The 1,291-nt window shown below is 58.6% G+C and carries 2 pseudogenes; both read right to left on the bottom strand.

Annotation, left to right across the window (positions count from 1 at the left end):
• Positions 1-997, bottom strand: a pseudogene (locus C457_RS08755) (hypothetical protein); the annotation flags it as partial.
• 72 nt (positions 998-1,069) lie between these two features.
• Positions 1,070-1,291: pseudogene (locus C457_RS08750) on the bottom strand (hypothetical protein); the annotation flags it as partial.

Below are 1,291 nucleotides of genomic sequence, written 5' to 3'. Positions count from 1 at the left end.
TAATCCGGGAGGGATACGCGTGGACGAACACAGGGATCGCGTCGGACTCTACTTCGGTACTAGCGGTACGGTTGGACCGCACGAGCCCGTCCCAGCTGGTGTCTCGGGCAGTGTAGAATCGCCAGACACCACGAACTCTCGTGTCACCGTCCTCAGTAAGCGTGTACCCCTGCCAGGGACGGGACTGGAAGATGGCAACGCCGGAATCCCCGTTCGGATATTCGGCGTAATAGGGGTACGCGGAGAGGTCGTAGACCTCAACGTCAAGTGAGTCCGAGACGTTTCGCGTCTCCTCACGGTAGACGACATCAACATTGGTTCCGTTGACAACGTCGGTCCGGGTCGTCTTCTTCAGTCGGACGTGGATCTCTGCTTCGAGGGTGAGGGTTGCGCTCCAGTCGTCGTCGATCTGGTAGTCGATAGCCGGCGTGTGTGATCCATCACTCTTCGTGATGGTCTCCCCGTCCTTTTGCAGCCGAACTTCCTCGATCTCGTGATCCGAGAGCGACCACTCGATAGTCCTGTTCCCTGAGGAACTCCCGTTTGGGATACGAACGCGGTAATCGACGAACCCACGCATCGTGCCGTTCGGGGCGATGTACAGTGGTGTTTCACTGGATTCGAGGTGGCCCCGAGTCGACGGCTGAACTGCGAACACTGTTGCGTGAGCGTCCTCGATGAATACACCGTCCTCAAGGGACGCGTGGGGTGGATGGACGGACGTATCCGACCCACCGGCTTCGAGGTCTGTGAAATCGTTTCGAGTCCACGTCGCGGCCGTCTCGGGCGGGCGTTTGAACGTGATATCCGTCCCGTTTGCAAGCTGGTGGATTGACGTCCGCTCGTCACCGTAGCGCTGGCGGTATTCCTCTTGACTGATGTAATTGTCCGCATCGCGAGACCAGAGTGTTGCTGACTCGTTCTCAGTGAGTCCGTTATCTTCCGTACCTGGTCGCGGCGGATTCGCCGAGACGATACCCGTGACTAGGCTAGTCACGCAGAGGGCTGCGATGAGTACGGTTAGTTCGCGTTGTTGTAGGGTTCTCACGATGAGAGGGGAGTGGATGGCTTACCAGGGGACGAGATCAACACACTGCGCCAGTGGGAGGCCCATCATCGATCCGGCGACGGTGTACAGCGGGCCGAGGATAACGAGAACCACAGCGGACTTCATTGCCGAGCGCTTGTGGCGCTTGAGTCCCTTCTTCTGGTCTGGATTGAGTGTGAACATCTCGATGAGGGAGTCAGCTTGCCAGACAACAGCGAGACCGACGATGCCCAGCCCAGTGGT

Origin of the sequence: Haloferax prahovense DSM 18310, assembly GCF_000336815.1 — an archaeon.
GTDB classification, from domain to species: Archaea; Halobacteriota; Halobacteria; order Halobacteriales; family Haloferacaceae; genus Haloferax; species Haloferax prahovense.
The sequence above is the reverse complement of the archived record's forward strand: the minus strand, read 5'-3'. Positions and strand labels throughout refer to the sequence as shown.